The organism is Flagellimonas eckloniae (assembly GCF_001413955.1).
Lineage (GTDB): Bacteria > Bacteroidota > Bacteroidia > Flavobacteriales > Flavobacteriaceae > Flagellimonas > Flagellimonas eckloniae.
The window spans coordinates 2,888,712-2,910,352 of record NZ_LCTZ01000002.1 but is presented as its reverse complement, the minus strand read 5'-3'; the positions used below and the strand labels follow the sequence as shown (position 1 = coordinate 2,910,352).

At 35.8% G+C, this 21,641-nt stretch carries 20 protein-coding genes and 1 pseudogene; 20 read left to right on the top strand and 1 reads right to left on the bottom strand.

The annotated features are described in order from the left end of the window. Positions 1-41 precede the first annotated feature (41 nt). The 18 genes and pseudogenes from AAY42_RS12535 to purD (AAY42_RS12450) all read left to right on the top strand — a co-directional run bounded on the left by AAY42_RS12535 (position 42) and on the right by purD (AAY42_RS12450) (position 19,775). Positions 42-1,730 carry a DUF6909 family protein gene (locus AAY42_RS12535; protein WP_055395719.1) on the top strand — a complete coding sequence of 563 codons (1,689 nt, stop codon included), beginning with the start codon at positions 42-44 and terminating at the stop codon, positions 1,728-1,730. A gap of 2 nt (positions 1,731-1,732) precedes the next feature. Further along, entirely contained in the window at positions 1,733-2,782 is a 1,050-nt protein-coding gene (locus AAY42_RS12530; RefSeq protein WP_055395717.1) for a hypothetical protein, read from the top strand. A 57-nt stretch (positions 2,783-2,839) separates the two neighbouring features. After that, positions 2,840-3,242: pseudogene (gene cysC / locus AAY42_RS12525) on the top strand (adenylyl-sulfate kinase). A gap of 18 nt (positions 3,243-3,260) precedes the next feature. Beyond that, positions 3,261-3,764: a hypothetical protein gene (locus AAY42_RS12520; protein WP_139063731.1), complete on the top strand. Its 504-nt coding sequence runs from the start codon at positions 3,261-3,263 to the stop codon at positions 3,762-3,764. Between the two features lie 139 nt (positions 3,765-3,903). Beyond that, positions 3,904-5,139, top strand: a complete 1,236-nt coding sequence (locus tag AAY42_RS12515) for an O-antigen ligase family protein (protein WP_055395711.1) — start codon at positions 3,904-3,906, stop codon at positions 5,137-5,139. Between the two features lie 265 nt (positions 5,140-5,404). Then, the gene (locus AAY42_RS12510) at positions 5,405-6,754 is read left to right on the top strand and encodes an exopolysaccharide biosynthesis polyprenyl glycosylphosphotransferase (protein WP_055395709.1); all 1,350 of its coding nucleotides are present in this window, start codon (positions 5,405-5,407) and stop codon (positions 6,752-6,754) included. Between the two features lie 102 nt (positions 6,755-6,856). Beyond that, positions 6,857-7,843 carry a UDP-glucuronic acid decarboxylase family protein gene (locus AAY42_RS12505; RefSeq protein ID WP_055395706.1) on the top strand — a complete coding sequence of 329 codons (987 nt, stop codon included), beginning with the start codon at positions 6,857-6,859 and terminating at the stop codon, positions 7,841-7,843. 53 nt (positions 7,844-7,896) lie between these two features. Next, positions 7,897-9,168, top strand: coding sequence for a phosphoribosylamine--glycine ligase (gene purD / locus AAY42_RS12500; protein ID WP_055395704.1), 1,272 nt, complete (start codon positions 7,897-7,899; stop codon positions 9,166-9,168). A 466-nt stretch (positions 9,169-9,634) separates the two neighbouring features. After that, positions 9,635-10,804: a polysaccharide biosynthesis protein gene (locus AAY42_RS12495; protein ID WP_055395703.1), complete on the top strand. Its 1,170-nt coding sequence runs from the start codon at positions 9,635-9,637 to the stop codon at positions 10,802-10,804. Then, positions 10,785-11,999, top strand: a complete 1,215-nt coding sequence (locus AAY42_RS12490) for an O-antigen ligase family protein (protein WP_055395702.1) — start codon at positions 10,785-10,787, stop codon at positions 11,997-11,999. Before AAY42_RS12495 ends, AAY42_RS12490 begins: the two co-directional genes overlap by 20 nt. A gap of 51 nt (positions 12,000-12,050) precedes the next feature. Beyond that, on the top strand, positions 12,051-12,923 hold the full coding sequence (locus tag AAY42_RS12485; RefSeq protein ID WP_055395700.1) for a sulfotransferase family protein: 873 nt from the start codon (positions 12,051-12,053) through the stop codon (positions 12,921-12,923). Next, the gene (locus AAY42_RS12480) at positions 12,923-14,038 is read left to right on the top strand and encodes a polysaccharide pyruvyl transferase family protein (RefSeq protein ID WP_055395698.1); all 1,116 of its coding nucleotides are present in this window, start codon (positions 12,923-12,925) and stop codon (positions 14,036-14,038) included. Before AAY42_RS12485 ends, AAY42_RS12480 begins: the two co-directional genes overlap by 1 nt. A gap of 387 nt (positions 14,039-14,425) precedes the next feature. Continuing rightward, positions 14,426-15,517, top strand: a complete 1,092-nt coding sequence (locus AAY42_RS12475) for a glycosyltransferase (RefSeq protein ID WP_055395696.1) — start codon at positions 14,426-14,428, stop codon at positions 15,515-15,517. Beyond that, the gene (locus tag AAY42_RS12470; RefSeq protein ID WP_055395694.1) at positions 15,498-16,265 is read left to right on the top strand and encodes a polysaccharide deacetylase family protein; all 768 of its coding nucleotides are present in this window, start codon (positions 15,498-15,500) and stop codon (positions 16,263-16,265) included. The genes AAY42_RS12475 and AAY42_RS12470 overlap by 20 nt, the downstream gene beginning before the upstream one ends. Further along, on the top strand, positions 16,262-17,071 hold the full coding sequence (locus AAY42_RS12465) for a WecB/TagA/CpsF family glycosyltransferase (RefSeq protein ID WP_055395692.1): 810 nt from the start codon (positions 16,262-16,264) through the stop codon (positions 17,069-17,071). Before AAY42_RS12470 ends, AAY42_RS12465 begins: the two co-directional genes overlap by 4 nt. Continuing rightward, positions 17,068-18,057 (top strand): NAD-dependent epimerase/dehydratase family protein, encoded by a 990-nt coding sequence (locus AAY42_RS12460; protein WP_055395690.1) that lies wholly within the window; start codon positions 17,068-17,070, stop codon positions 18,055-18,057. The genes AAY42_RS12465 and AAY42_RS12460 overlap by 4 nt, the downstream gene beginning before the upstream one ends. Further along, positions 18,032-18,385: a cupin domain-containing protein gene (locus AAY42_RS12455; protein ID WP_139063730.1), complete on the top strand. Its 354-nt coding sequence runs from the start codon at positions 18,032-18,034 to the stop codon at positions 18,383-18,385. Before AAY42_RS12460 ends, AAY42_RS12455 begins: the two co-directional genes overlap by 26 nt. A 193-nt stretch (positions 18,386-18,578) precedes the next feature. Beyond that, positions 18,579-19,775 carry a phosphoribosylamine--glycine ligase gene (gene purD / locus AAY42_RS12450; RefSeq protein WP_082433430.1) on the top strand — a complete coding sequence of 399 codons (1,197 nt, stop codon included), beginning with the start codon at positions 18,579-18,581 and terminating at the stop codon, positions 19,773-19,775. Here the strand turns inward: purD (AAY42_RS12450) and AAY42_RS12445 are convergent. Next, complete coding sequence (locus AAY42_RS12445; RefSeq protein ID WP_055395686.1) at positions 19,770-19,991, bottom strand: DUF6341 family protein; 222 nt, start codon at positions 19,989-19,991, stop codon at positions 19,770-19,772. The two genes, purD (AAY42_RS12450) and AAY42_RS12445, sit on opposite strands and share 6 nt — an antisense overlap. A gap of 40 nt (positions 19,992-20,031) precedes the next feature. On the opposite strand from AAY42_RS12445, the gene AAY42_RS12440 reads away from it, so the two are divergent. Beyond that, positions 20,032-20,964, top strand: coding sequence for a DUF6427 family protein (locus AAY42_RS12440; protein ID WP_055395684.1), 933 nt, complete (start codon positions 20,032-20,034; stop codon positions 20,962-20,964). A gap of 38 nt (positions 20,965-21,002) precedes the next feature. Beyond that, a complete protein-coding gene (locus AAY42_RS12435) occupies positions 21,003-21,608 on the top strand; it encodes a DUF4254 domain-containing protein (RefSeq protein ID WP_055395682.1) in 606 nt (201 codons plus the stop codon). Positions 21,609-21,641 lie beyond the last annotated feature (33 nt).

The window sequence follows — 21,641 nt, the reverse complement described above, 5'->3', positions numbered from 1 at the left end:
TAATTGCAACTACCGTAATTCATGTATTTTTGCCAGAAGTTATGATGGCAACCGAAGTAAAACAGACTACAAGAGCACAAGAATCTACAAATGCCATTGAACGCTTGTATATTACAATGCGTCATTTGCTCAATCGCGGCTTTTATAAGCCTTCAGGGGTTTCAGGGAATGCCCTTCGTAGTGCCTTATTATTGTTAAGGCCAGAAATATATGGCTCCGTTGCTGATGAAAAAGCAGAGCTCAACGGGCTTATTTATGTATTGGAAAGACTACCAGAAGGTATTGAAGAGTGCCAATTTATTAATTTAACCTCTGACGAAGGATTTTCAAAATCGCATATCAAATGTATTATTCCACCCAAGCGAAGAAGAAACTGTTATCGTATTGATGAAGAACAAATGAATATTGAGATAACACGAGGCAGGAGTGATATCTACGATATTCTCACACACCTTACTTTTTTATTTATTGAATCAGGAAAAATTTGCAATCGGGTTTTGGTGGAGGACGGAACAGCCACAATTCGAGATTGGGATAAACTAGTTGATTTTGTGCAAGGTGAAGAAAAAAATGAGGCAGAACGCGAAGTTGCAATGATACATACTGCTAATATTTTAGGCAGAACGTTTGATGAGGTAGTAGAAATGCAGAACAATCTGGGAACTCTGGAAACACCCGATCGTTTTTTAAAGGTTGTTTTTTGGTTGGGAAAATTGGCCATTGAGGAGGAAACTACAGGAAATAAGAGAACAATCACGTTTAGTCCTTTGCTAAGGGAAAGGCTCGGGCATCATATTCATGGTGAACGATGGGCCAAAAAGATAAAGGAAACGCTCTATAATCATAACTTGTTAGAAAGACCAATTCATATTATAAGTGCAAATATGCATAGCGTGATGAATTCCTTATTCGCAAAAAAAGCTTTAGCCAAGGAATTTCCTGATACTAAGTCTTTGGGCATTTATGAAGCACTGAGCTCTTCAAAAAACAAGGAATTACGCAAAAAAGTGGAGACAATTGGAAAAAATAACGGTATGCTGTTTATTGATGATGAGTCCGGCGCAAATATAGATGTACAGATTTTTGATTCCGTAAAATTTGGAAAAGATACGTGTTGCTATGATTTGCCAAAGGACATTTCTGAAGATAAAAAACCTGTTATCTTTGTTATGGATTACGCTTTTGGCGAGCAAGCATATGAGACTATTGATGAGCTTTTAAAGCCTATAAGTATTGAAGAAGAGCACATATTTTTAAATGTAGATTCCATATCGGTTATGGGTAAGGCAGGTATTTTGGAAGGTGGCAAAGGAGATTTAATGATTCCTTCAGCACATATTTTTGAAGGCACAGCAGACAACTACCCTTTTAGAAATGAATTATGCAACGCTGATTTTCAAGGGTATGATTTAAAGGTTTTAGAAGGAACTATGGTTACAGTTTTGGGGACCTCACTTCAAAATAAAGACATACTTCAGTTTTTTCATGAATCAACGTGGAATGTAATTGGATTGGAAATGGAAGGGGTACATTATCAAAAAGCCATTCAATCCGCTTCTAAAATTAGAAAGAGCATCAAAAAAGATGTAAAAGTAAGATATGCATATTACGCATCTGACAACCCGTTGGAGACAGGAAGTACATTGGCTTCTGGTGGTTTGGGAACTACAGGGGTAAAACCTACATATTTGATTACAGATAGGATTTTAAAACAAATATTTAACGCATAGAAATGGCAAACCAACCGGTAAACAACAATACCTCTGACGAAATAGATTTAGGGCAATTATTTCACATGATAGGAAGAGTTTTTCAAAAGTTCTTCAACTTTATTGGAAGTATTTTCAAAGGCCTTTTTCATATATTGATTTTGTTTCTGATTTTTATCCAAAAGAATTTTATAATTCTTGCTGTAGCGATTGTGATAGGTGCTGTAGGAGGCTATTTTTTGGATAATTATTTACCGGAGAAATATGTTTCCAGAATGGTTGTGGAACCCAATTTTAATAGCGTACAACAGTTATATAACAATATAGATTTCTATAATGATCTTGCCAATGCCGAAGATTCTATAGCACTAGCTGCTTCATTGGGAATTAACCACCGGGAGGCTGCTAGTATAAAAGAGATTTTTGTGGATTCATATTCAGATGAAAATCAGAAAATTAAACTGTTTGATGATTTTATTAGGGAATTGGATACCACTACCATTAAGGCATTGGATTATGAAGCCTATTTAAAAAATTTCAATGCAATGGATGCCAGGTTTCATCAAATTACAATTATTTCCACTAACAGCTATGTAGCAAAGAAAACCCAACCAGCTATTGTAGAATCAATTTCCTCAAATAGCTATTTTAAGTTGCAGAAAGACAAAAATGATTTAAACTTGGACCTTCAAGATAGTATATACACACAACAGTTATCTGAAATAGATTCATTACAAAGTCTCTATAAAAAAGTATTGGTGAAAGAAGCGGACAAACCCATGCAGGGAACCAATATTAATTTGGCAGAAAATGGAGAGTCGCAAAACAAGGAATTGGCTTTGATTCAAGAAAGGGATGTACTAAAAGAAAGATTAGTAACACTTAATAAGGAAAGAGCCAATAAATCTTCCATTATCAATGTGATTTCAGATTTTCCGTTAAGAGGTGTTGAACAGAAAGGATTTTGGAGTAGTTATAAATTTGTAATGCCTTTGGTTTTATTAAGTCTCATATTGGGAATATTGGGAATATTAGGTTTAAATAGATATTTAAAAAAATACGTTTCTGAGTAGGAGTTATAAAGCAAAAACTTAAATTTTACTTGAGAGCAAAAGCTTTTTGATACAGGAATTAAGACATACGTTCTGGACGGAGATAATATCAGAAGGGGGATATTTTGATTTAACCTTTAGTCCGGATGGCCGTTCAGAAAACAACAGAAGGATGGGTGAGATCTCCAAGCTTTTTATCGATGCCGGGATTGTGGTATTGGCTGCTTTTGTTTCTCCTTACCAAAAAGACCGGAAGTATATAAAAACGGTAGGAGCCGAGAATTATGTGGAAGTTTTTGTAAACACAAGTTTGGAGGAGTGTGAAAATAGAGATGTAAGGGGACTGTATAAGAAAGCCCGAGCTGGGGAGATAAAAAATATGACCGAGATATCAGCTCTTTATGAAATACCCTCGAACCCAGATATAACGGTGACTGAAAAGAATACAAATGAAACGTTAGCAGCCGGAATGTTGATATGACAAAAGCATATGTCTCTTTTGGAGCTTATTGAAAATATGGAATTCGACAACAAAGTTTCACTTTACTTTCTCGTTTTTTCGCTAACAATATTAGGCTGTAAGGACGAGAACAAAATATATAAAATCGATAGATGCAGTGATTTAGGAATAAGCCTTATTGAACACATATATGTTTTTGAGGACGAAGGTTTTGAAATAAACGCATTTTTTGTTCAGAAAAGTGCGGACAGAAACGAATATATCTTAAACCTATGTCTTAAAGGAAATATTATTAAGTTGTCCAAAGATCATAGGGCTTTTGTCCATGGATTTAAAAACTTTTCTAGTGGAGACAAGTCAATTAACATTGTTTTAAATAATACTAAAACTCTGGGAGACTCACTAGTGTTTCATAAGGCTTTAATCCTGAAAAAAGACAGCTTGTTTGAAAAAGTAACTTTTGGAGTAGAGAATAAAACAACCAAGCAGAGAAAATTTGTCCTAACACTCAAAAATGTAGATTTACATGAATTTGCTCAATGAAAATGGATTGGTTTGATTATCTAACAAAAGAAATGCAGAGAAACCCTCAAATACACTTTAAACTAATGCTGGCAAAGTTCTAGAGCTGTTATGATTTAATATTTATATCTTTTTGAGAGAATCAAATTAACTCATATCCATGATGCTTATTTCTAAAACCAAACTTGGCATAAGTTGGGAGAATTTAATAATCCTTTTCGCCATTACTCTTCCTCTTGGCAGAGGGTTATTCAATTCTGTATTCCTTCTAATCATCGGGTATTGGCTTTACAAGATTTTTAAAGGAGAAATTAATTTTCGAAGAAAGGACTTAATCTTTTTGATTGTGGTATGTTCCTATTATTTTTACTCAATTGTAAGTTTGATTTATACTGACAACATTGAATATGGATTGGATAAAATATATTCCCAATCCTTTCTACTGTTTTTCCCCTTGTTTTTTTTGTCATTTAAGGAAGAAATTGGAAATAGAACCTATTTGAAAACCTTTCAGGGGTTTTGGTTTTCCTTGACCGCAGTAAGTTTTCTTTCAATTGCCAAACAGTTATATGGGGTTTTATCGGGCAAGTACGGCTTGGAAACTTTAACAGAAAATAACTTATCTACTTCGATTGTAGACAATTACTTTTTGGGCTTTTCTCTACTGATTTCTTTTTGTTTGATTACTTATACCTATATCAAATTATTTAAAAATCATATCAGATTGTTTAGGCCAATTGCTCTAGAAATCGCTACCGTTTTCATTTTGACAATTACATTGATATTGCTCAATAGCAGGAACCTTATCTTTCTCACTGCTGCTTGTGTTTGTACATTATTCTTTGTACAATCGGTTTTGAGAAAAACCCCCTTTCTTTTTATCAAAATACTTTTTGCAATGGTAGCTGTGATTTTCTTAAACTATTGTGCCAACCCTTACTTTGGGAAAAAAATGAAGGAGGTGGTCAATTATAACCAGGAGAACTCCAAAGATAAATATTGGGGTGGAATGAGACAGTCCATATGGGATTGTACGGTTAAGGTCATTAAAACGGACCCCATCATAGGTGTTGGTGTTGGAGATCAAAAAGACCAACTTGAATTATGTTATAAAATATATATGCACAATCGACTTTTTGCAATGAACAATAATTTTAACACCCATAACATATTTTTACAAATCTTTCTAGGAACTGGAGTCTTGGGAGTTGTGTTGTTTCTCTTTTCTTTTGTCTATATGATTAGAATAGCAATTCTTTCAAACAATGGTTATTATATCATATTTGTTGGGGTTTTTATTTTAGCGGGGTTAACAGAGTCCTATTTTGAGAGAAACTTGACGATGGCTTTTTTTTCCTTTTATAACTGCTTGTCTTTTTTTCAAAAAGCACTTTGAGCTAACTAGGAGAATAGTACAAAAACAAGATGCTTTATAGCAATTTTGATAGATGAATAGCTACATTTGCAAGCAAAATTTCTATACGCTTGTATTTATGACAGATAACATTATAGTTGCTATTTTATGAAATCGGAGATATAGCGTTAAAAGGAAACAGAAAACATCATGTCAAAAAAAAGGTGTCGGAAGCTATTTATATGAATAAAACAAACTAGTTTTTCAGGATTGACATCACTATATAATCCTTATTCGAACGCACAAAATGCTTTTTAAAAAACGACCATATTCAAATCTGATTACACCTATTTCATATGTAATAGATTTAGCCATAATCAACACCTTTGCTTATTTATGGCCAATGAATCTTTATGAACGTTTGCTTTTCCATTCATATATTTCTTTAGCATGGATAGTTCTTTCCATTAAGAGTGGGTTTTATGAAATCTTTAGGTATACCAAGGTTCCGGTTATTTTGAGGAAATTAATAACCCAATTTTTCTTTTTCTTTTTGATTTTGTATGCTTTTATCGGTCTTTTTAAACAGCCAAATATCAGCAGATTAAATCTGGGCCTTTTTTTCTTGTTAGTTTTCGTCTTGGTGTTCATATTCAAGTTTCTCAATTACTATCTCTTGATGACCTATAGGGCCAAAATAAAGGGAGATTTGAGATATATTACGGTTCTCGGGAATAACAAGAAAACAGATCAACTAATAAACATGTTTGAAAAACATAGGGGATACGGTTATAAAGTGGTCAAACAATTTTCTCCGAAAGACAATGCTTTTAAGTTGGCTGATTTTTTCAAGTATGTCCAGGACCAAAACATTGACGAAATATACAGTTCTATTAAGGAACTGGGTGACAAAGAGATTGCAAAACTAATCAATTATGCAGATAACAATCTGATAAAGCTCAAATTCATTCCAGATAACAAGGAAATTTTCACCAAGGACTTGAAATTGGATTACTACGAATATTTTCCGATTCTTTCGCTAAGAGAGATTCCTCTAGAAGATTCATTTAACAGATTTTATAAGAGGTGCTTTGACTTTGCCTTTTCGTTATTGGTCTCGGTATTATTACTTTCTTGGTTATTACCCTTGATAGGGTTGCTAATAAAACTAGACTCTAAAGGCCCTATATATTTTCGCCAAAATAGGCCTGGCTTTAATGAAGAAGGGTTTGGTTGCTACAAGTTTAGAACAATGAGAATCAACAACGAGACGGAAAAATCGGCAACAAGAAACGATCCGAGAATCACCAAATTGGGCGCTTTTTTAAGAAGAACAAGCCTAGATGAACTCCCTCAATTTGTAAATGTGCTATTTGGTCAAATGTCTGTTGTTGGACCTAGGCCTCATTTATGGAGACAAAATCATGAATACAATACAACGGTACAAAAATATATGTTGAGGCACTATGTCAAACCGGGAATTACAGGCTTAGCTCAGGCAAAAGGGTATCGAGGTGAAATAGAAAAAGAAGAAGATATAATTAATCGTACGCGCTATGACTTTTTTTATATTGAGAATTGGTCGCTTCTTTTGGATATTAAAATTATAATACAAACCATTTTCAATATTCTTAAAGGAGAAGAGAAAGCCTATTAAAGTGAATTCAACTTCTTAATGTGAATTTAATCAGAAGATACTCTAATAACCGAAGGACTCCTTTATTTTTGTTCAAAATTTTGAAACAACATAATCTCAATAATGAAAAAAGTACTCATCACAGGCGCGGCGGGTTTTTTAGGCTCACATTTATGCGACAGATTTATAAAGGAAGGTTTCCACGTTATTGGAATGGACAACCTGATAACAGGTGACCTTAAGAACATTGAACATCTTTTTGGACTGGAGCAGTTCGAATTTTCACATCATGATGTAACTAAGTTTGTCCATGTTCCAGGAGAATTGGATTATATCCTTCACTTTGCATCACCGGCAAGTCCAATAGACTATTTAAAGATTCCAATTCAGACACTTAAAGTGGGAGCTTTGGGCACACATAATTTATTGGGATTGGCAAAAGAAAAGGGTGCACGTTTTATGATTGCATCAACTTCTGAAATTTACGGAGATCCTTTGGTTCACCCGCAAACAGAAGAATATTATGGAAATGTAAATACCATTGGTCCTAGAGGAGTTTACGACGAGGCTAAACGTTTCCAGGAATCCATTACAATGGCGTACCACCGTTTTCATGGTCTAGACACTAGAATTGTACGAATATTTAACACGTATGGCCCTAGAATGCGATTGAATGATGGCCGTGTAATTCCAGCTTTTATGGGTCAGGCACTTCGTGGAGAAGATTTAACCGTATTTGGAGATGGTTCACAAACTCGTTCCTTCTGTTATGTAGACGATGAGATTGAAGGAATTTACCGTTTGTTGATGAGTGATTATACCATGCCCATGAACATTGGAAACCCTCATGAGATTACCATTAAGGATTTTGCAGAGGAAATTATTAAGCTTACTGGAACCGATCAAAAGGTTATATACAAGCCGTTGCCCAAAGATGACCCAATGCAAAGACAACCGGATATTTCTAAAGCCAAGGAAATTTTAGGATGGGAACCAAAAGTTGGACGCGAGGAAGGTATGCGAAAAACTTTTGAGTTTTTCAAAGGACTATCCAAAGAAGATTTGGAGAAAACTGAGCACCGTGATTTCACAGGTAGAAATAAAAAGTAGATAACACTTTAGAAAGGGACTTCGGTAGTGTATTTTTGGCAAAATTTTAGTTGATGAACATCTTAATTCTAGGTTCAGGCGGCCGAGAACACGCTATTGCCCTTAAAATTTCTAAAAGCCCGAAAGTAAACACACTGTTTGTTGCTCCGGGTAATGCCGGTACCTCTGGCGTTGCTAAAAATGTGTCAATTGGCGTTAATGACTTTAAAGGCATTAAAGCCTTGGTCGTAGCAGAAAAAATCACCTTGGTAGTAGTGGGGCCTGAAGACCCTCTTGTGAATGGAGTTCACGATTTTTTCTTAAATGATGCTGAACTAAAAAATGTTTCCGTAATAGGCCCCGAAAAAGCTGCAGCTGCATTAGAAGGCAGTAAAGAGTTTGCCAAGGAGTTCATGATGCGTCATGCTATTCCAACAGCAGCCTATCAGAGTTTTACTTCAGAAAACTTGCAGGAAGGCCATGCCTTTTTAGAGACCCTACAACCACCTTATGTGCTCAAAGCAGATGGTCTTGCCGCGGGAAAAGGTGTTTTGATTCTTCAGGATTTGGATGAGGCCAAGGCGGAACTTAAGGCGATGCTGTTGGATTCCAAGTTTGGCGATGCCAGCGCCACTGTGGTCATTGAGGAGTTTTTGGATGGGATAGAGTTGAGTTGCTTTGTGTTGACGGATGGATCCAATTACAAAATTCTTCCAACGGCAAAAGACTACAAACGTATTGGTGAAGGAGACACCGGACTAAATACAGGTGGAATGGGAGCCATTTCCCCGGTTCCCTTTGCAGATGACATCTTAATGCAAAAGATCGAGCAGCAAATTGTAAAACCTACTGTTGAAGGGCTTAAAAAGGATAATCTACCTTATAAAGGATTCATTTTTATTGGATTGATCAAAGTTGGGGATAAACCTAAGGTAATTGAGTACAATGTACGCATGGGGGATCCAGAGACAGAAGTTGTTATGCCTCGTATAAAGAATGACTTGGTCGATTTATTGGTTGCTACTGCCGAAGGAAAGCTTGATGAAATCGATTTGGAAATAGATCAAAGAGCTGCAACAACTGTTATGGCCGTTTCAGGGGGATATCCAGAGGCTTATGAAAAAGGAAAGGAAATCACTGGAATAGATAGCATTGCCGACTCTTTGGTATTTCACGCAGGGACAAAATTATCAGATGGCAAAGTGGTAACCAACGGAGGTCGGGTAATTGCAATCACATCCTATGGAAAAGACTTTAGAGAAGCACTCCAAAAATCCTATCAAAACATGGAAAAACTACATTTTGAAGGAATGTACTACAGAAAGGATTTGGGATTCGATTTATAGACTATTTCTGAATACCGCTGGTTAAATAGGGACAAAATCTCTTTGGATAGTCACCCCGAGATGTCTGGTTTGAGCTGAGACGAAGTGCAGTCTAGGAGTCTTGAGAATATACTAAGTCTCACAAAGAAAATAATGCATTCAATGTGGATGAAGAGTAAGGCTTTAAACCCTGACTCTTGTTGAAAGAATATTGTAAGATTTAGTCTTAAAATTTGAAAAAAGTATAAAAAGTGTACGGAAACTCTTGAAGTATATCCAAGACATATATCTTTGCAAAAACACTGTCTTTTGGATTAAGCAAAGTGTATAAAGGGGCATCATTATAATTTGTTTACCATTAAAACTGATGATTAAGGTGTTACAAAGGATTCTCAAAAACGAAATCTCGCTTATTCTGGGAATAGATACGATTATCTTAAACAAATTCATCTGTTACAAATTATAGATTATCAGGCTTTAAAAAAAAATGAATTTTAAGAATGTCTTTTCCATACTACTGCGGCTGTCATCTAAAGTAGGTAGTGCCTTGGTGATTTTTGCAATAAGTCTATTTACTTCCAAGGAGTTTTTTGGGGATTTCCTGATTTATTGGGGCATTGTAAGAGTAATGGGTGTGTTTACATCTTTTGGTCTGGACAATGGAGTTTTTGCAAAAAACAATCCAAAAGATATATCCGATGAGATTCGTTTCATACTTATTTTTGGGCATCTGGTTTTACTCGGAGGTGTTGCGTTGTCTTTTACCCCATTGACCATTCCCTTATATAATATCATTGCATTGGCATATGCGGCCATATTCACATCCATAACAAGGGTTTTTTGTAGTTCAATGACCTACGACATGTCGTTTAGAAAGCCCATTTTGATTGAGGATGTAACAAAATCTGCATTACTTTTGGCTTCAGTACTGCTGTGCAGCGCTTACTATACGGAGGGGATACCGGTCGCCATCTTAGTTAGTTCCGCTATTCCCTTTTTTTTGGCCTGGGTAACGTTTGACGGCACTATTAATATAAAGCAGCAGGCCCAAAGAATATTATCATCCCTAAAAGATATTTGGCAATCGAATATTACTTTTGCATTTCAAAGTGTCGGAACCGTTTACCTATTTCAATTCGATAAACTCAACGCGGCATTATTTTTCGATAAAGAGACAGTGGCCAGTATTGGTGTCCATGGTCTTGTCTTTTTGGTATTTAGCTTGACCAAAGGGGCTATCAACTTTGTAGCTCTTCCTTCAATAAAAAGAAATGGATTGGCTGAATTTAAGAAACTTAGAAACATTTCACTGGTGTTATCCGCATTTTATTGTTTGTTGTATTTTCTTTTTGCTCAAAGCTTATTCGCGTTCTTATATGGGAAACAATATGATTTTGTTTCAGAATATGGAACAATATATCTTATAGGCGGTGTACTTTTTCTTTCAGCCGGCCCATTGGGCCCATGGTTGGTAATCAATAAGAAAAGGAAGCAACTTTTTCTTATGGTCATGCTTCAATTGGGCCTTGTATTACTTTTAAGTCTATTCCAGTTTGCAAATGCCAAAGAAGTATATTATTTAATGACGGTCCCCACTGTTTGGGCCATCCATTTTTTATTTTCATACCTTAGAAAAAATGAACTCCAGGACGACTAATTATATCCTTATTTCATTGTTGTTGTTGGCGGTATATGGAAAAGGCCTTTTTCAAGACAGCATACATGTTCATGATGTTGATCAAGCGAGATCAAGTATCATAAAAGTTGGCAATATTTTTTCATTGGGGTGCCTGCTTTCGATTTTTTTATTTGCAGGTAAGGTCAGCGGTATAACCTTCAAATTCAATCGAGAAAACTGGGTTATGAATGGTTTTTACGCCTTTATGTTTTTAAGTGCAGCCATTTCGCTAAACCCTATTATCAGCGTTTCAAAGTTTTTTCAACTGCTTATTCTAATTTACGCTGCCAGAACAGTTTTTAACCATGCAGAAAGCGCTGAGAATATCCTGATTCCTTATAGAAACATTGTACTGATTTTTAGTATTAGCTGTCTTTTGTTTCCAGACTCCCAAGTAGGGTCTTTCATAGCTCAAAACCGGATTGCTGGTAATCTATTGTTGTATATCCCACCGAATGAGATGGCCGAGCTAGTACTCTTCTCGTTGGCAGTTTCCACTTTTTTGTTTTATAAGAGAAAACAAACTCTTGTAGATGCCATCAATATTATTGTCGGTATTCTTGTGATTTTCGGCACAAAATCCAGATTTGCGTATTTGATTGTTGCATTAATAGTTTTTTTGTATCTAATTACTAATATTAAACGATTTGCAATTCTCTTTTTTGTTGGTTGTATTGTTATTCTTTATGCAGTCTCACAAACCGACTTTATTGATGTTTACATTTTACGTGACGGGGATACTTCAAAACTATTCGAGCTGACAGGGCGTGTAAAATATTGGCTTTTTGCTCTTGAGAATATTGATCTGAAATCGTTGTTTATTGGCCATGGATTTTACTATGGTTCAAGGTTTTATTTACCTGGCGTTGATTCTCATTTTGCTTATAAGAGTAATCTTGACAACACCTATCTCGAGATTTTATTCAATTCCGGTATAATATCATTAATTCTTTTTATTCTTGTATTGACCAAAATGTTTAGAATTTCACTGAAAAGAGGATATGACAAAATGCTTTTTATCTCTTTTATTATGATTATTTCAATTAAAAGCCTAATTGGCCCATCTATTGTAAAAGAGACTATTTCGTTGGTTTTTTTCTTTTTAACATATCATTTTTGCAGGCCTCTGGGCAGGCATAAAACCAATTCAGTTGCCAGATATAAACAAGTGTAAGACAATTATTAATTTATAGGGGGTTTTAAGATTACTTATGAAGACAACTATATGAATCTAGATTTTCTACTGATTGGAGCCCAAAAGTGTGCAACTACATGGATTTACCACTGTCTTAATGAGCATCCTGAGTTATTCGTGGGAGGAGGAAAGAATGAAACCTACTATTTTAGAGGAGAAATCTTCAATCAAAAAGGCCTTGATTGGTTTGAAAGTCTTTTTGCAGATGCTTCTGTCAATCAAAAACTGGGGAGTGCCTCTGTAGATTACATTTGGGACGTGACCTCTATAGAACAGGCCCGCAGACAATACCCTGACATAAAAATAATAGTTGCGCTTCGAAATCCTGTAGAGCGAACAATATCCGCTTTCTTTTGGTTGATGAGAAAAAAGATTATCGAGACTATATCTCTTGATGATGGTATTAGAAAGGCAATTGATGATTACAGATCCGGTTCTGAGACTATTTATTCAGAATTGATAAGACGTAGTTTATATACGGATGCTATAATACAACTCCATGAAAATTTTGAAAAAGACCAAATTAGATTGGTTTTGTTCGATGACATTCAAAACACACCTAAAACTACTCTTCGCAGTATTTATTCTTTTCTAAATGTTTCACCAGATTATGTTCCTACCTCTTTAAAAAGGAAGCCGAAAGGCAATAGCTATTCCTCTACCCTTGTTTATCTGGAAAGGAAAATGCCCATCAATAAATTTACCACCAAGGCATTGAACGGCATCAGCGAGGTGATTAAGATATCATCTAAAACCAAAAGCCCTAAATTGGATTCCAAACTCACCAAAGAATTATTGGAGATCTACAGACAACCTTTCAATACGTTGTATGATTGGTTAGAGCAAAATGGCTCGATTGAGAATAAAGAAATTAAAAAAGCAAAAAACAGCTGGAAGTTGTAATGGAAAGAAAAAATACATTTATAATTGGCCACTATGGAGGAGACAATTTTGGCGATGAGTTTATGCTGGAAGCGTTGCTAGAGTATCTTGATACGGTCAATATAATTGGCAAAATTTTTATTGTAAATAAAAAAAGTAGTAACACTAAAAGTAAAGTAACCTATGTCTCTCCAAGTTTGTTGAGCATACTAAAAATTTTTTTCCAGACGAAAGTATTGATACTTGGCGGTGGCACGCATTTCCATGATGACTATCACAAAAAACGCCTAAAAAGGCATTATTTATATCTTACAAAGATTCTTACCATTTCTTTGTTTTATAGACTATGTTTTAAAAAGGTATATTACCTAGGGGTAGGATATGCACCCTTAGGTTCTTCGACAATCAAAAAATATACAAAAATATCCTTATTACTTGCTAATCATATTACCGTAAGAGATAAAGTTTCGTTGAAAAATTTGAACAACTTATCGCAAAAATCACTCTCTTCAGAGGAACACCTCACTTTTGATTTGGCATCCCTTCATAGGGAAGTGGAGCACATAAGGGTAAAAAGTGATTCCTTGGTAGGGATTTCCATAACCTCTTTTAATTTTTCATCCAAACCCAGTGAAGACAATTTATGGGCTCATAGTCTAATACCCCAAATTGGATCTATATACAAAAAGACAAACATATCCATTCGAATTTTTGTGTTCAGAGGAGGATTTAGGGAATCAGATATTCCATTAAGCGAAAAATTGAAAAAGCATTTGTACCAAATCGACCCCAACAGGGTTACAATTTATGAGCATTCAGATAGTACTGAGAAATTTGTAATGCCTTTGGCTCAATGCAAGTACTTTATTGCTACACGATATCATTCCGCTGTAATTGCTTATTTGGTAGGATGCAATATGCTTATAGTGCCATATCATCAAAAACTAATTGATGTTGTGGACATGATAGATCTTGACATGCATGCAGTGATGGATTTACAACAACCTGAGACCTTCACTTCTAAATTCAGTGAATTGTTAACCAATGACAAAAGGTATATCCCTAGAACACCCTCATTGAAAAATAAGGCTCTTACTTCGGATATTATGAATAACATTTTTAACAAACTTAATTAAACACAAGGACATATTTTAGCATAAGCAGAGTATTCAACCCAGAGATTTTGGCGAATTCATATCTAATGTCTACGAAATATCTCTTTAAGAGGCATCATGCTCTGGATGTATTCAGAATAATGAAAATTGCATATTTTTGGGGCTTGATTTAAAGTAGATGGAGAATTATCGTTTTTCATATAAGTTGTTAAAAAAATTAAGTACCTTCTGGAATTGAAGAAAAGCAATTCAATACCTGTCAAACATTCTGTTATCCATTTCCTTTAGCAATAATGTCAGATGAAATCAAAAGCACGAACATCTATTTTGCCCTGTAAAGATTTAGACGTTCGATTGTACAGAGATACTGATACAGTATCAATCTTTATAATACATTACCATAAGTAGATGAATTGCATCCACATATTATATACAAGAACTTTTGGAGGCCCCCATAACCAAGTTGTACAATTGGCCACAAAAAAAGATAAAAAGCAACATATTATTGTTGCACCTAAAGGTATTTCAAAATTTGAGTCCATTCATAACAATAGTGATATAATTTATTGCCCTTTGAGTCTGTGGCGCCCGACCAAGCGAAATATTCCAACCGTATTGATTTTCCCATTAATAGTAATTTTCGATATAATAAGACTTTCACTGAAGCTCAAAAAGCACCTCAATTCAAATATTGCAGTCATAAATTATGGGTCGTTGTATATTACCGGATTGATTTTTTCTAGGATATATGGGCTGAAAAGCATTTCTGAAATGCCAGGATTATTTACACCAAAGCCATTTAGAAAGATAGTTGGGAAGATTCACAAGTTCCTTGCTGATAGAATCCTTCTGACTGGTAAATCTGTTGCTGCTGCATATGGTCTTGAGATCAATGATTTCAATAAAGTCTTTTTTCCTCCTATACGAAAAGAAGTCATTGCTGAAAAAAACATGAAAAAGGGAGTCCTTACCATTGGAACCCTTGGGAATAGGAATTGGCAAAAAGCCCATGAAAGATGTCTGGAAATTGCTCATTCCCTAAAAGACAACAATATTGAATTCAATTGGATAATACAAGGGCAAAACTCTAATGGCCAGGAAAATTATTACCAGCGCAATGTTATAGATAAAGCCATTGATTTAAATCTAAATGAAGTTAAATTTGTGACCAATATGTCTCCGTCAGAACTATTTTCACAGATAGACCTTTTCGTACTTACAAGTAAAGTTGAAGGAGTGCCTACGGTGGTACTCGAGTCGTGTGTGAATGATGTACCTGCCATTAGTTTGCCTGTGGGAGCTGTAGAAGAACTTATACCTGTTTTTGATAATCTGACCGTGCTGCCAGATACTCAGAGTATAGTGAACTTCATTTCACAAAAGAGAAAGGAGATTCTTGAGAATAGAATAATTGTTTGTGATTACTCAAATAAGTTGAAAAAGCTGGAACAAGTAAATACATTATTCTTTAAACCACACTATGAAGCGCTTGATTTTTAATCTCAACAGGACTTTTCTTTATAAAATACTTAAAGACGGACTTTATCCAGAGACTATACACATATTTCATCATTATTTTAAAGACGGAAACAATTACTTAAAAGAATTCATAAGATTTGTCCAACATAAAGGCTATACGATAAGAGGGTATGATTATGAACAAAAACCAGGAGAAAAAGTAGTTTACCTGAGTTTTGATGACAATTATGAGAGTTGGTATAAAATGGCCCAAACGTTAAAAGAAGAAGGAGCAACCTGCACTTTTTTCATCAATTTTGCACCAAACCTCATGAATGACAGTCTTGTTAGTGCCTATTATAATTCTTTGGGCTTACCAAATGGAAGGCCAATAGGACTTGATCAAATTTCTGACCTGATTCACGAAGGGTTTGATTTTGGGAATCATGGCCTCTCCCATGTGCCTTTTAACAACTTGCAATTGTCCCATGTAAAAACAGATCTTGACCTGAATCGAAATTTTTTCAAACAGCAATTCGGGGCAAAATTGACAAACGTAGCGTTCCCTTATGGCTCCATGAGGTATTTCAAAAAAGAATGGATAGATGAAATTAGTAAGGAATTCGGCACTATATATGCGGGACACCCCTTGTTTCAGGTCAAAAAAAACGACAACATTGTTTTCAGGTCACCGTTATATGTATCTGAAAGCTTTGAATTCAATTTAAAAATACATAGGGTTACATTTATCAATCCAAATCTAACTTTTGGGAAAAGTCTTATTGGATGAGCAATGGCGAACCGGTCAGGGATTTAAAATACGAACTTTTGGAGCAAGAAGTAAAAATTTTAGGGATAAATATATTTGCAATAGATATTGCTAAAGCGGTAAAACTGTTGTTAAAGAGCGACTATGAATCTCTTGAATCAAGATGTGTGAGCGCCACAGGGGCACATGGATTAGTATATTCAAAAAGAAATTACATATTTAGGAAAATCCTTCAGTCCTTCTTCTTGAACCTTCCTGATGGTATGCCCTCCGCTTGGATAGGCAGACTCAAAGGCGCAAAAAAAATGCAGCGATGCTACGGCCCAGATTTTTTTAAAGAGACCATGATAGCCTCAGCAAACACAACTACAGCCCATTTCCTTTGCGGAGGAAAAGAAGGAGTAGCTGCAATACTAAAAGAAGTCTGTGAGACCCAATTTGGAGCAACTATTTCAGGAACATATTGTCCTCCCTTCCTCGATGTTTCAGATTATGATTATCCCGCCATTGCCCAAACCATAAATGAAACAAAAGCCAAGATTGTATGGATTGGTCTTAGCACTCCCAAGCAAGAGATTTTTGCTTCTAATCTATCAAAATATACGAAAGTCGATTACATCTGCTGCGTGGGCGCTGCATTTGATTTTCATATTGGCAATGTAAAGCAAGCCCCTAGTTGGGTACAAAAAATAGGGATGGAGTGGTTTTTTAGACTTATAATGGAGCCTAAAAGATTGTGGAAAAGATATTTCGAGATTGTTCCTCTCTTTATTTATTATAACTTTGCCGAGTTAATCAAAGGAAACTTTTTAAAAAAAAATAGATGAAAAAAGCTTTAGTATGCGGGTCAGGTGGATTTATAGGGGGACATCTGGTAAACCGTTTGAAAAAAGAAGGATATTGGGTACGAGGGGTTGACCTAAAGAAAAATGAGTATGGAAACAGCAATGCAGACGAATCTATTGTAGGAGACCTTAGAGATATTAATATTGTCAAACAAGTGGTGACAGATGATTTGGATGAGGTATACCAACTTGCTGCCGATATGGGTGGAGCAGGGTTTGTATTTACAGGGGATAATGATGCCGATATTATGCACAATTCAGCTTTATGCAACCTTAACGTTTTAGAAGAGGTAAAAAACAAAAAAGTTAAGAAAATTTTCTACTCTTCATCGGCATGCATGTACCCCGAGTACAATCAAATGAACCCTGACAATCCCAAATGTTCAGAAGATTCAGCTTATCCTGCCGCACCTGATAGTGAATATGGTTGGGAAAAGCTTTTTAGTGAGCGTTTGTATTTAACTTATCACAGAAATCACGGAATAGATGTAAGGATTGCCCGTTTCCATAATATCTTTGGCCCTGAAGGTACGTGGGATGGAGGAAGGGAAAAAGCTCCTGCTGCACTTTGTAGAAAAGTTGCAGAAATAGAAAACAATGGACATATCGAAGTTTGGGGAGATGGTAAACAGACACGTTCATTTCTATTGGTAGATGAATGTGTAGAAGGAGTGAGAAAGCTTATGGAATCTGATTTCATAGGACCCGTAAATATTGGTTCGGAAGAGATGATATCGATCAATGACTATGCCAAAATGATAATCAATATCTCTGGAAAAAACATTACCATTAAAAACATTGATGGCCCGACAGGAGTGGCCGGTAGAAATTCTGATAATGCATTGATTAGGGAAAAACTGGGTTGGGAACCATCTATGAGTTTAAGGGAGAGTACCGAGATTACATACAAATGGATTTCAGAACAGGTAAAAAATAAAAGTCTTGTCAACTCAGGAGAAGTTATTTGAGTACCTTGAAAACATGAAAGGTGAGCCCACAGCTCACCTTTCTGGGTTAAAAAGGGTATTCATAAAGAATAAAAATACAGATTTCAAATTAACCCAATTTGCCCATGGTATGTTTGCTCCTGGCGAAATTTGCGAACTTCACGCCCATCAAACAATGGATGAGTTCTTTTATTTTATTAGAGGAACTGGTATTTATAAAGTTAATGGAGAAGAAATAACTTTAAAACCAGGAACTTTTCTTAGAATACCTGCCAAATCTCAACATGAGTTAATCAATAAGGGAAAAAGTGATTTGGAATTTGTATATTTTGGAATAGCGCTGGATTAAATTTCTTAATCTCATTTTTAAAGTATTTGTAGGTTTAATTCTTAAGGTTTTAGATAGGATTCCTTTGTTATGGAAAATTTGTTCTATCCCTAATTTATTTCGAAGGGGGACGTCAGTCAAATCCCCTTGAATTAATCAGAAAGACTGATCTCTCACCAAAGCTAAACCTCCGCGCTTCTGAGGGTAAAAGGATTTGATAATCTTGTACATTGTTGGTAATGCCGGTACCTCTGGCGTTGCTAAAAATGTGTCAATTGGCGTTAATGACTTTAAAGGCATTAAAGCCTTGGTCGTAGCAGAAAAAATCACCTTGGTAGTAGTGGGGCCTGAAGACCCTCTTGTGAATGGAGTTCACGATTTTTTCTTAAATGATGCTGAACTAAAAAATGTTTCCGTAATAGGCCCCGAAAAAGCTGCAGCTGCATTAGAAGGCAGTAAAGAGTTTGCCAAGGAGTTCATGATGCGTCATGCTATTCCAACAGCAGCCTATCAGAGTTTTACTTCAGAAAACTTGCAGGAAGGCCATGCCTTTTTAGAGACCCTACAACCACCTTATGTGCTCAAAGCAGATGGTCTTGCCGCGGGAAAAGGTGTTTTGATTCTTCAGGATTTGGATGAGGCCAAGGCGGAACTTAAGGCGATGCTGTTGGATTCCAAGTTTGGCGATGCCAGCGCCACTGTGGTCATTGAGGAGTTTTTGGATGGGATAGAGTTGAGTTGCTTTGTGTTGACGGATGGATCCAATTACAAAATTCTTCCAACGGCAAAAGACTACAAACGTATTGGTGAAGGAGACACCGGACTAAATACAGGTGGAATGGGAGCCATTTCCCCGGTTCCCTTTGCAGATGACATCTTAATGCAAAAGATCGAGCAGCAAATTGTAAAACCTACTGTTGAAGGGCTTAAAAAGGATAATCTACCTTATAAAGGATTCATTTTTATTGGATTGATCAAAGTTGGGGATAAACCTAAGGTAATTGAGTACAATGTACGCATGGGGGATCCAGAGACAGAAGTTGTTATGCCTCGTATAAAGAATGACTTGGTCGATTTATTGGTTGCTACTGCCGAAGGAAAGCTTGATGAAATCGATTTGGAAATAGATCAAAGAGCTGCAACAACTGTTATGGCCGTTTCAGGGGGATATCCAGAGGCTTATGAAAAAGGAAAGGAAATCACTGGAATAGATAGCATTGCCGACTCTTTGGTATTTCACGCAGGGACAAAATTATCAGATGGCAAAGTGGTAACCAACGGAGGTCGGGTAATTGCAATCACATCCTATGGAAAAGACTTTAGAGAAGCACTCCAAAAATCCTATCAAAACATGGAAAAACTACATTTTGAAGGAATGTACTACAGAAAGGATTTGGGATTCGATTTATAGATAAGAGTGCGAGGAAATGCTTTTGTCCTCCTCACCATTGTCATTGAAAATTTTTAACTGATTCATCCAATAAATCATTGCAACAAAACCAATTACAAAGAACATCCAATTAATCGTATTGGAGCCCCACCAGTTTCCCATAAAACGGAAAAAATCGTAAGGCGCAAAAAGGACGTTTACAAATAAGTCTTCAATGCCATAAAAAAACTTGCTCATCTTAGCTATATTTACGTTGCAAAAGTAGCAAAAGAACAGCATGATTTCAAGTTTTTTCGGAAAAACAAAACCCATTAACTACATTGTCCTATCTGTTTTTTTGTTTCTTTTCTATAGTTTTTTTCATTTTTTTATTCAAAATAAGGAAGTAATACTAGATACCATACCTCTTGAGGTTCTAACTATTGGGGTATTGCTCTTTACCATTTTTATCATTAACTATATTGTACGAGCAGAAAAGGTAACAGACTTTAGCTCGTATGCCATGTTGTTCTTTGTATTTCTCATAGTTGCGTTTTCTGATACTATAGAAGACAAGAATGCAATTTTCTGTAATTTTTTTCTACTGTTGATGGCTTGGCGATTGTTATCAATTCGTTCCCTTAGGAATGTAAAACACAGACTATTTGATGCCTCTTTTTTGATAGGTATTGCCAGCTTGTTTTACGATTGGGCATTGCTCTATTTGGCACTAATTTTTTTGGTGATCAATGTATATGATAGAAAAACGGTCAAAAATTGGCTTGTTCCACTTTTGGGACTATTTACGGTTTTTATTTTGACATTTACCATTTTAAAAACCACAGATAATCTCTCCTTTTTTGCAGAACACTATACGTTTTCAATTGATACGATTAACAGTGGTTTTTTCAGCGAGTATGCAAACAATAAGCTAATAGTTTATGCTTTATTGATGCTCATTTTAATGCTGGTTGTATTCCTGCGATTGCGACAAAAGGGAGGAGGTAAACTGGTAGTGTTGCGAATCGTTTTTTTATTTTTTATTGTAGGGGTGATAGTATCAATTTTCAAACCAAAAGGGGCATCCCCCATTTTGATCACATTTTTCCCTGTTGCTGTTTTTTTGACCAATTATTTGGAGACTATTCGGAAGACGCGATTAAGGGAATTGGCCTTTGGAACACTAATTTTCATTCCCATTTTGGTTTTTCTCTTAGAAATCAGCAAATAAGGCATAAAGCAATATCTTTGCTATAAATTAATTTGCCCATGTTTAGTGCACACGCCTACACTATTTTTGAAGAAAGCATAAATACCTATCACATTGTAGATGATGTATATCAGGAATTTACAAATCCATACCCTAAAGATCAAATAGAGCATTTACTTTACAGAAAGAATTGGATTGATACCGTACAATGGCATTATGAGGACATTATAAGAGACCCGGATATCAATCCGTTGGATGCTTTGGATTTAAAACGAAAAATAGACGCCAGCAACCAAGACAGGACCGATTTGGTGGAATATATCGATAGTTATTTTTTAAACAAATACCAATCCGTTGAGATAAAAAAAGGGGCAACAATTAATACGGAAAGTCCAGCTTGGGCCATTGACCGATTTTCTATTTTGGCCTTGAAAATTTATCACATGCAGGAAGAGGCAAACAGAACGGATGCTTCTCCTGAACATATTGCCAAGTGTAGTGATAAGTTGGCCGTACTCTTGGAACAAAAGGAAGACCTTTCCACAGCGATTGACCAATTATTGGCAGATATAGAGGCAGGAAACAAATACATGAAAGTCTACAAACAGATGAAAATGTACAATGACGATGAACTAAATCCTGTGCTGCGTGGACAAAAAGGGTAAAGAAGCCCATATCCTGGTCATTAGGCTCTCAGC

Excerpts from the sequence above, each read along its gene's own strand:
- AAY42_RS12535 (WP_055395719.1), top strand. The coding sequence starts at position 42 with ATGATGGCAACCGAAGTAAAACAGACTACAAGAGCACAAGAATCTACA.
- AAY42_RS12530 (WP_055395717.1), top strand. The coding sequence starts at position 1,733 with ATGGCAAACCAACCGGTAAACAACAATACCTCTGACGAAATAGATTTA.
- AAY42_RS12515 (WP_055395711.1), top strand. The coding sequence starts at position 3,904 with ATGATGCTTATTTCTAAAACCAAACTTGGCATAAGTTGGGAGAATTTA.
- AAY42_RS12510 (WP_055395709.1), top strand. The coding sequence starts at position 5,405 with ATGCTTTTTAAAAAACGACCATATTCAAATCTGATTACACCTATTTCA.
- AAY42_RS12505 (WP_055395706.1), top strand. The coding sequence starts at position 6,857 with ATGAAAAAAGTACTCATCACAGGCGCGGCGGGTTTTTTAGGCTCACAT.
- purD (WP_055395704.1), top strand. The coding sequence starts at position 7,897 with ATGAACATCTTAATTCTAGGTTCAGGCGGCCGAGAACACGCTATTGCC.
- AAY42_RS12495 (WP_055395703.1), top strand. The coding sequence starts at position 9,635 with ATGAATTTTAAGAATGTCTTTTCCATACTACTGCGGCTGTCATCTAAA.
- AAY42_RS12490 (WP_055395702.1), top strand. The coding sequence starts at position 10,785 with ATGAACTCCAGGACGACTAATTATATCCTTATTTCATTGTTGTTGTTG.
- AAY42_RS12485 (WP_055395700.1), top strand. The coding sequence starts at position 12,051 with ATGAATCTAGATTTTCTACTGATTGGAGCCCAAAAGTGTGCAACTACA.
- AAY42_RS12480 (WP_055395698.1), top strand. The coding sequence starts at position 12,923 with ATGGAAAGAAAAAATACATTTATAATTGGCCACTATGGAGGAGACAAT.
- AAY42_RS12475 (WP_055395696.1), top strand. The coding sequence starts at position 14,426 with ATGAATTGCATCCACATATTATATACAAGAACTTTTGGAGGCCCCCAT.
- AAY42_RS12470 (WP_055395694.1), top strand. The coding sequence starts at position 15,498 with ATGAAGCGCTTGATTTTTAATCTCAACAGGACTTTTCTTTATAAAATA.
- AAY42_RS12465 (WP_055395692.1), top strand. The coding sequence starts at position 16,262 with ATGAGCAATGGCGAACCGGTCAGGGATTTAAAATACGAACTTTTGGAG.
- AAY42_RS12460 (WP_055395690.1), top strand. The coding sequence starts at position 17,068 with ATGAAAAAAGCTTTAGTATGCGGGTCAGGTGGATTTATAGGGGGACAT.
- AAY42_RS12445 (WP_055395686.1), bottom strand. The coding sequence starts at position 19,991 with ATGAGCAAGTTTTTTTATGGCATTGAAGACTTATTTGTAAACGTCCTT.
- AAY42_RS12440 (WP_055395684.1), top strand. The coding sequence starts at position 20,032 with ATGATTTCAAGTTTTTTCGGAAAAACAAAACCCATTAACTACATTGTC.
- AAY42_RS12435 (WP_055395682.1), top strand. The coding sequence starts at position 21,003 with ATGTTTAGTGCACACGCCTACACTATTTTTGAAGAAAGCATAAATACC.